This is a genomic window from Streptomyces sp. AC555_RSS877 (genome assembly GCF_019049245.1).
In the GTDB taxonomy this organism is placed as follows: domain Bacteria; phylum Actinomycetota; class Actinomycetes; order Streptomycetales; family Streptomycetaceae; genus Streptomyces.
Window position 1 is genome coordinate 43,233 of record NZ_JAGMUK010000128.1, and the last position, 7,720, is coordinate 50,952.

Here is a 7,720-nt window from a genome sequence, read left to right on the forward strand (position 1 = left end):
GCCCGAGGGCGCTGCCCTCAGCTCACCGCCGCGTAGCTCTCGTACACCTCGTCGTCGTCGAGGGGCAGGATGCCGACCCCCCGCTCGTATTCCGTACGCGCGGTCTCAAGGAGCCGGCGCCATGAAGTGACCGTGGGCCGCCTGCGCAGCAGTGCGCGGCGCTCCCGCTCCGTCATTCCTCCCCACACGCCGAACTCGACGCGGTTGTCGAGCGCGTCGGCGAGGCACTCCGTGCGCACTGGGCATCCGGTGCACACCGCCTTGGCCCTGTTCTGCGCTGCTCCTTGAACGAACAGTTCATCCGGATCGGTAGTGCGGCAGGCCGCCTGCGCACTCCAGTCGACTACCCAGCCCATACCGGCGCCGTCCTCTCCCGAATCGAGGCTCCCCCACGGCGGCAGCGGCATATTCACCGCCGCCAGTTGAGGACGTTACGGAAGGTGGGCACAGCGCAACACCCCCTTCGGGCCCAATCTTGAATGGCCCGAACGGACTATGGGTAAGCGGCAGATCACCCGGGGGAGTGAGCCCGCGACATACATGACTGTTCCGGCAAACCAGGACAGTTATGTTGCGTCACAACGGGCACCAGGTGACACACGAGGTGGATTCGGACACGTCCCCGTCAAAAAAGTCGGGGAACCTCCGGAACGATTCGGGGTCGCCGGACGTATTGATACGTAGCCCTACGGCTGTGACAGTTGAGAGCAGCTTAGGCCAAGGCATATACGCGTGTCCGGCGAATGAGAACGTAGGCTGCCCCTATGCCAAACAAGCGCTCGGGCGGTGGTCTGTCCTCCACGCAGCAGGCCGCCAAATTCCTCGGTGTCAGTGTGCTCGCGGGAGCTGTCATGGCCGGCATCGCGCTGCCCGCGGCCGGTGCGCTGGGTCTTGCGGCCAAGGGGTCGGTGGAGAGCTTCGACGAGCTCCCGGCCAATCTGAAGACACCGCCGCTGAGCCAGCGCACGACCATCCTCGACGCCGACGGCGGCCAGCTCGCCACCGTCTACTCGCGCGACCGCACGGTGGTCGGCCTCAAGAACGTCTCGCCGTACATGCAGAAGGCGATCGTCGCGATCGAGGACTCGCGCTTCTACCAGCACGGCGCGATCGACCTGAAGGGCGTCCTGCGCGCCCTCAACAAGAACGCGCAGGCCGGCGGAGTCTCGGAGGGCGCCTCGACGCTCACCCAGCAGTACGTGAAGAACGTCTTCGTCGAGGAGGCCGGCAACGACCCGACGAAGGTCGCGCAGGCCACCCAGCAGACCCTCGGCCGCAAGATCAAGGAACTGAAGTACGCGATCCAGGTCGAAGAGGAACTGGGCAAGAAGAAGATCCTCGAGAACTACCTGAACATCACGTTCTTCGGCCAGCAGGCCTACGGCGTCGAGGCCGCGGCCCAGCGCTACTTCTCGAAGTCCGCGAAGAACCTCAACCTCCAGGAGTCGGCCCTCCTCGCCGGCATCGTCCAGTCGCCCAGCCGGTACGACCCGATCAACGACGAGACCGAGGCCACCAAGCGCCGCAACACCGTGCTGCGGCGCATGGCCGAGGTCGGCGACGTCTCCCAGACCGAGGCCTCCAAGGCCATGGAGCAGCCGCTCGGCCTCAAGATCAGCCAGCCCAAGAACGGCTGCATCACGGCCGTCCAGGGCGCCAGCTTCTTCTGCAAGTACGTGGAGCGGGTCTTCCTCAGCGACCCGGTGTTCGGCAAGTCCCGCGAGGAGCGGGCGAAGGTCTGGAACCAGGGCGGTCTGACGATCCGTACGACCCTCGACCCGCAGGCGCAGAGCTCCGTCGAGGCTTCGCTCAAGGACCACGTCAACCAGAGCGACAAGGTCGCCGCGGCGGCCACCCTCGTCGAGCCCGGCACCGGCAAGATCGTCGGGATGGGCCAGTCGAAGCCGTACGGCTACGGCAAGAACGAGACCGAGTACAACTACTCGGTCGACGCGGCCTACGGCGGCTCCAACTTCGGCTTCCCGACCGGTTCGACGTTCAAGCCGTTCGTGGCGGCGGCCGCCCTGGAGGAGGGCCGGCCGCCGACGCAGGAGTACTCGTCGCCGTACGAGATGGAGTACCCGAGCCCGGTCCAGACGTGCGACAGCAGTCCGTGGACCAACAGGCGCGGCGAGAAGCTGGAGAACGAGACCGAGTCGGAGGTCGGCCCGTACCGGCTGAAGGAGGCCATGGCGAAGTCGGTCAACACCTACTTCGTGCAGATGATCTCCGACATCGGCCTGTGCCCGGTGGTCAACGTGACCGACAAGCTGCACGTCCGGCAGGGCAACGGCGACAAGATCCCCGAGACGCCCTCGATCGCCCTCGGCTCGATCGGCCTCTCCCCGCTGACGATGGCGAGCGCGTACGCCGCCTTCGCCTCCCGGGGCATGTACTGCTCGCCGGTCGCCATCGAGTCGATCACGCAGAAGATCGGCGACGAGCAGAAGTCGATGGAGGTGCCGAAGTCCACGTGCTCGCGGGCGATGAGCGAGAAGACCGCGGACACGGTCAACACGCTCCTGCGCGGCGTGGTCGACTCCGGTACGGGTCAGCAGGCCGGCCTCACCGACCGCCAGAGCGCCGGTAAGACGGGTACGACCGACGAGCGGCGGAACGCCTGGTTCGTCGGCTACACGCCGAACATGTCGGGCGCCGTCTGGGTCGGCAGTGCCACCCAGAAGGTCAAGATGAAGAACATCACGATCGGCGGCGTCTACCGCCCGCTCGTCTACGGCGGCGAGGTCCCGGGCCCGATCTGGAAGGACGCCATGACCGGCGCCCTGGAGGGCAAGAAGACGGAGTCCTTCAACCTCGTCAGCATCCCGGACCCCCCCAAGGACCGCGGTGACGGCGACGGAAACGGGAATGGCAACGGAAACGGCAACGGGAACGGAAACGGCGACAACGACGGGGACAACGGCGACGAAGGAGCCACCGACGGCGGCGGCACCTTCCCGGATCCCACCTTCTCCATCCCGGAGGGCTTCTTCCAGGGCAACGGAAACGGGAACGGCGGCCGCGACTGACGCGGTGGGCTGAGAACGGGGGCGGCCCCTTTCTCCCGTACGGACTGATGTCGTACGGGAGAAAGGGGCCGTTCGTGATGTGGGAGGAGGTGGGGAGACCGCTTCTCAGCCCGGGGTGCGCGGCCGCCGGCGGTCTGCCCCGGGGCGATCAGCCCGCCAGGAGCTTCTTGACCGCGGCGGCGACGCGCCCGCCCTCGGCCTGGCCCGCGACCTTCGGGTTCACGATCTTCATGACGGCGCCCATGGCCCGCGGCCCCTCGGCGCCCGCCGCCTTCGCCTCCTCGACGGCCTGGGCGACGATGGCGTCCAGCTCCTCGTCGCCGAGCTGCTGGGGCAGGTACGCGGCGAGCACCTCGCCCTCCGCCTTCTCCCGCTCGGCCGACTCGGCACGACCACCCTGCGCGAACGCGTCCGCGGCCTCGCGGCGCTTCTTCGCCTCGCGGGTGATCACCTTCTGCACTTCGTCGTCGGAGAGCTCGCGCTTGGTCTTGCCCGCGACCTCCTCCTTGGTGATCGCGGTGAGCGTCAGCCGGAGCGTCGAGGAGCGGAGCTCGTCGCGCCCCTTGATCGCGGCGTTGAGGTCTTCCTGCAACTTCGACTTGAGGGTGGTCATGAGCGTGATTGTCGCAGGTGTCGCATCCCGTACGCCCGTTCATTTAACGGGCGGTCGGGCACGGGGCACGCGCCGGGTCTGACACGATGGACGTATGCGCTCGCGATATGGAGTACCCCTGGGAATCGTGGCGGCAGGCACCGCCGGTCTGGTGTACGCGGCGGGCTTCGAGGCCCGCTCCTTCCGCCTCCGACGGGTGACCGTCCCCGTCCTCCCCGCCGGGATGCGCCCACTGCGCGTGCTCCAGGTCTCCGACATCCACATGGTCGGCGGCCAGCGCAAGAAACAGCGCTGGCTGCGTTCGCTGGCAGGGCTGCGCCCGGACTTCGTGATCAACACGGGCGACAACCTCTCCGACCCGGAGGGCGTGCCGGAGGTACTGGACGCCCTCGGTCCGCTGCTGGAGTTCCCGGGCGCGTACGTCTTCGGCTCCAACGACTACTACGGCCCCAAACTCCGCAACCCCGCCCGGTACTTGTTCGAGAAGGCCCAGGGCCGCCACGGTCTGAACGGCAACGCGCCCGCCGTCAACGCGATCCACAACCCGTGGGAGGACCTGCGGGACGCCTTCGACGGCGCGGGCTGGCTGAACCTCACCAACACCAGGGGCACGCTGAAGATCGAGGGCGCCTCGATCGAGCTGACCGGCCTCGACGACCCGCACATCAAGCGGGACCGCTACACGCAGGTGGCGGGCGGCCCGTCCGGCGGCGCCGACTTCTCGATGGGCGTGGTGCACGCGCCGTACCTCCGCGTGCTCGACTCCTTCACGGCCGACGGCTACCCCCTGGTCCTGGCCGGCCACACCCACGGCGGCCAGCTCTGCCTCCCCTTCTACGGCGCGTTCGTCACCAACTGCGACCTGGACACGGACCGCGTGAAGGGCCTGTCCACGCACACGGCGGAGGGCCGTACCGCGTACCTCCACGTCTCAGCGGGCTGCGGCACGAACCGCTACACACCGGTGCGGTTCGCGTGCCCGCCGGAGGTGACGTTGTTGACGTTGGTGGGGCGGGAGTAGTCCTGCTGGGTGGTGGGGGGTAGCCCCGCTGTCGCGATGGGGCGGCGTGAGTAGTCCCGCTGTTTGGCGTGGGGTGCGGGAGTAGTCCCGCTACTGATACTGAGCGGAGCCGGCGGAGGTTAACCCACACGGACCACCCGTATCGCCCCTTTTGTCCACCCTTCCTAGCGTGAGGGCATGACCGCCCCGATACCCAGGGACATCCCGGACCTGCCCGCAATCCCGGGTGTGCCCGCGCTGCTGCCCTCGCCCGTCCCCGCCACGGCGGTGGTGCCCCGCGTACGCCGACCCCTGGCCGCCGTCTACCGCCTGCTCGTCGCCCTGGTGGCGGCCACGGCCGTGACGATCGACCTGCTCCTCGGCAGCCCGATCCGGATCCTGAGCCACTTCACGATCCAGAGCAGCGTCCTACTGGCGCTGGTCATGGTGTTCTCGGCCCGCCGGGCATGGTCGGCCCGCCACCCCCTGCCGTCCGCCCTGACGGGCGCGGCCCTCCTCTACGTCACGATCACGGGCCTGGTGTACCACCTGCTCCTGGCGAACGGGACGAGCCCGTTCTCCCTCTCGGGCGAGGCGGCCACCCATTCCGGCTGGCACGCGATCACCAACCAGGTCCTGCACACGGTGGTCCCCCTCGCAGCCCTCCTGGACTGGCTTCTCCTGACCCCACCCGGCCGCCTCCACCTGCGCCAGGCCACCACGTGGCTCCTCTACCCCCTGGCCTACCTGCTCTTCTCCCTGACCCGCGGCGAACTGATCCCACCGGGCACCCCGGGCCGCTACCTCTACCCGTTCCTGGACGTCGACCTCCACGGCTACAAGAGCATCCTGGCCAACGCCCTCCTCCTCGGCCTCTCCTTCTACGCCCTCGCCGTCCTCCTCGTGGCCCTCGACCACGCCCGCCCGAACCCGGTCCGCCACCGCGCGAAAACCGGATTTCGTCTCCAGCCACCGGTGGGCTAAAGTAAACGACGTCGCCGCGACGAGCAGCGACAATCGGGGTGTAGCGCAGCTTGGCAGCGCGCTTCGTTCGGGACGAAGAGGTCGTGGGTTCAAATCCCGCCACCCCGACGCGGGTCAGAGGCCCATTCGCGTGATCGCGAATGGGCCTCTGCCGTGCTCGGGGGGCCAAACAGGGGGCCAAAGGAAGTGGATCAAGCCCTTCGACCAGTCCCCCTAGGCGCTTAGATGTCTCCCCTCCATGAGCCAGTCAGCTAGATCGTCGACCAGGGTCTGTACGCAGCGCAGCCCTGCTGTGATGGCTCCTGTCTCACGATGCTCAGCGCTGTTGAGCGTTTCGAGGGCGCGGCGCGCTTCTCCGATGTCGTTCGAAATCCGGCGCCCGATGTCGCCGGGCAATGAGAACATCGCGATCTCCACGCCGGTGGCAGCAACGAGCCAGTCGTGTCCCTCCGTGTTGGGGACAGGACCGCTCTGATCCTCACGGGCCCTCTCCAACATGCTGAGGTATCCCCCGGCAAGGTGAAACAGCTCTATCGCCGCCCGGCGGGCTTCCGCTAGCAGCGCGGCCCGCTGCTGGTGTCTATGCGTTGCTGATACGACCCCCCAGGCGGTTAGCGCAGCCACGACACCTCCCACCACCGCGGAAACAGCACCCTGTAGCAGCAACCCCCACCAGCCTTGCGGATCCACAGCACCCCCCGTGGCAATGTGCGCTCACCCACCTGGCGCACTGGTCAGCGCCCCCTGCACCGGACCGTCATCTACCCGAAATCAGTCGACGACAGACCCGAGAGCGTCCCCTTCGCGGCTATCGGCGAAGATGTGATCCATCGCTTCGGCCCCCTGCGTGATCACGGGCCGGAGCTGTTTCCGGTAGACAGCCTCTGTGGTGGCCTGGCTGCTGTGACCGACCAAGAGGGCGATGGTCTCCAGCGGGACACCGTTGTCCGACAGGATCGACACGAAGCTGTGCCGGAGCCCCCTCGGCGTCCACTCAGGCTTCAGTCCGGCCCGCTTCACGATGGCCTTGAAGTCTCGCCGGACGTTGGCCGCGTCGAGCGGCTCGCCGGTCCGGGTCGTGAAGACCCGCCCCGTGGCGCTCCACTCCATCCCTCACGATGCCCGTTCCTGCTTCTGCCATCGCATGTGCTCTTTGAGGACGTCGACCACCTGCTTCGGCAGAGCGATGGTCCGGCGGCTCTTCCTGGTCTTGGTTTCGCCGTGCTTGCGCACGGAACGCCACACAGCGACGTGCGGCGGAATGCCGTCCTTTATCTCCAGGAAGACGTGATCCCAGGTGAGGGGCCGCGCCTCTTCCGTGCGTACGCCACTGAGGAGCGAGAGCACGAGGTAGGCGTACAGCCGTGACGGGCGCGCGGCGATGAGCACGGCTTTCGCCTGCTCCAGGTTCAGTGCCTTACTCGGACGACCGGGGCGCCCCTCGGGTGCGGTGACAAGTAGGGCGACGTTCCGCGCGGCCTTGTCCCGGCGCTGAGCGTGCGCAATGGAGCGGCGCAGGATGGCGAGCAGGTCCCGCAGGCTCCGCGTCGCGAGGAATTCGGCCCTGTCGTCCAACCAGTCGTCGACGTCATCCGCGCTGAGTTCCTTCAGCTTGGCTTTGCCGATGAACGGGATCAGGTGCTTGTTCGCCATCGCGCAGTTCTTGCTGACGGTCTGGGCGTCACGTCCCCTTCAGCCCGCGCTCCAGAAAGTCGTTCACCGCATCGGCCACGGTGTAGTCGGCCGGCAGGTCGAGGTCACCTTGGACAAGGGGCGGCGATTGCTCGAGCCGCCAGAGCGGCCGAAGAACCGCGCGCAAGACGTGCGCGCATGGTCTTGGTCATGGGGATCGTCTCCTGTGGGGGTGTCCGTGACCGCGGGCAACCTTCATACAGGGCGACCATCCCGGAGCAGACAGTGCTGATCACCACGAAGAGTGATCAGCACGGGAATGTGCCTCCTTGAGGATCAGAAGCGAGTCGGCGGATGACACACGCCGGTTCGAAGGTGGCCGCGGCGGGCCTCCGCAGGGCCCCTCACCGCCGCAGCACCATCGTGTCCTCCGGCCCCCCCCCCCCCCCCCCCCCCCCCCCG

General features: G+C 67.8%; 8 protein-coding genes and 1 tRNA gene. 4 read left to right on the top strand and 5 right to left on the bottom strand.

Annotated elements, in window-relative coordinates:
• Window positions 1–17: 17 nt before the first annotated feature.
• On the bottom strand, window positions 18–356 hold the full coding sequence (wblA, locus tag KUM49_RS37300; protein ID WP_217241406.1) for a transcriptional regulator WblA: 339 nt from the start codon (window positions 354–356) through the stop codon (window positions 18–20).
• Window positions 357–764: 408 nt separating this feature from the next.
• Between wblA and KUM49_RS37305 the strand changes: the two genes are divergently transcribed.
• A complete protein-coding gene (locus KUM49_RS37305) occupies window positions 765–3,029 on the top strand; it encodes a transglycosylase domain-containing protein (RefSeq protein ID WP_217241407.1) in 2,265 nt (754 codons plus the stop codon).
• A gap of 148 nt (window positions 3,030–3,177) precedes the next feature.
• Here the strand turns inward: KUM49_RS37305 and KUM49_RS37310 are convergent, their stop codons facing one another.
• Window positions 3,178–3,642: a GatB/YqeY domain-containing protein gene (locus tag KUM49_RS37310; protein WP_217241408.1), complete on the bottom strand. Its 465-nt coding sequence runs from the start codon at window positions 3,640–3,642 to the stop codon at window positions 3,178–3,180.
• Window positions 3,643–3,736: 94 nt separating this feature from the next.
• On the opposite strand from KUM49_RS37310, the gene KUM49_RS37315 reads away from it, so the two are divergent.
• From KUM49_RS37315 to KUM49_RS37325, 3 genes are all read left to right on the top strand, one after another.
• Window positions 3,737–4,663: a metallophosphoesterase gene (locus KUM49_RS37315; protein ID WP_217241409.1), complete on the top strand. Its 927-nt coding sequence runs from the start codon at window positions 3,737–3,739 to the stop codon at window positions 4,661–4,663.
• A gap of 177 nt (window positions 4,664–4,840) precedes the next feature.
• Window positions 4,841–5,626 carry a Pr6Pr family membrane protein gene (locus KUM49_RS37320; protein WP_217241410.1) on the top strand — a complete coding sequence of 262 codons (786 nt, stop codon included), beginning with the start codon at window positions 4,841–4,843 and terminating at the stop codon, window positions 5,624–5,626.
• Window positions 5,627–5,660: 34 nt separating this feature from the next.
• Window positions 5,661–5,734: transfer RNA gene (locus KUM49_RS37325), tRNA-Pro, on the top strand.
• Between the two features lie 105 nt (window positions 5,735–5,839).
• On the opposite strand, the gene KUM49_RS37330 is transcribed toward KUM49_RS37325, so the two are convergent.
• From KUM49_RS37330 to KUM49_RS49090, 3 genes are all read right to left on the bottom strand, one after another.
• Window positions 5,840–6,250 carry a hypothetical protein gene (locus tag KUM49_RS37330; RefSeq protein WP_217241411.1) on the bottom strand — a complete coding sequence of 137 codons (411 nt, stop codon included), beginning with the start codon at window positions 6,248–6,250 and terminating at the stop codon, window positions 5,840–5,842.
• Between the two features lie 147 nt (window positions 6,251–6,397).
• On the bottom strand, window positions 6,398–6,736 hold the full coding sequence (locus KUM49_RS49085; protein ID WP_254402371.1) for a tyrosine-type recombinase/integrase: 339 nt from the start codon (window positions 6,734–6,736) through the stop codon (window positions 6,398–6,400).
• Window positions 6,737–6,739: 3 nt separating this feature from the next.
• Window positions 6,740–7,279, bottom strand: coding sequence for a hypothetical protein (locus KUM49_RS49090; protein ID WP_254402372.1), 540 nt, complete (start codon window positions 7,277–7,279; stop codon window positions 6,740–6,742).
• Between the last annotated feature and the right edge of the window lie 441 nt (window positions 7,280–7,720).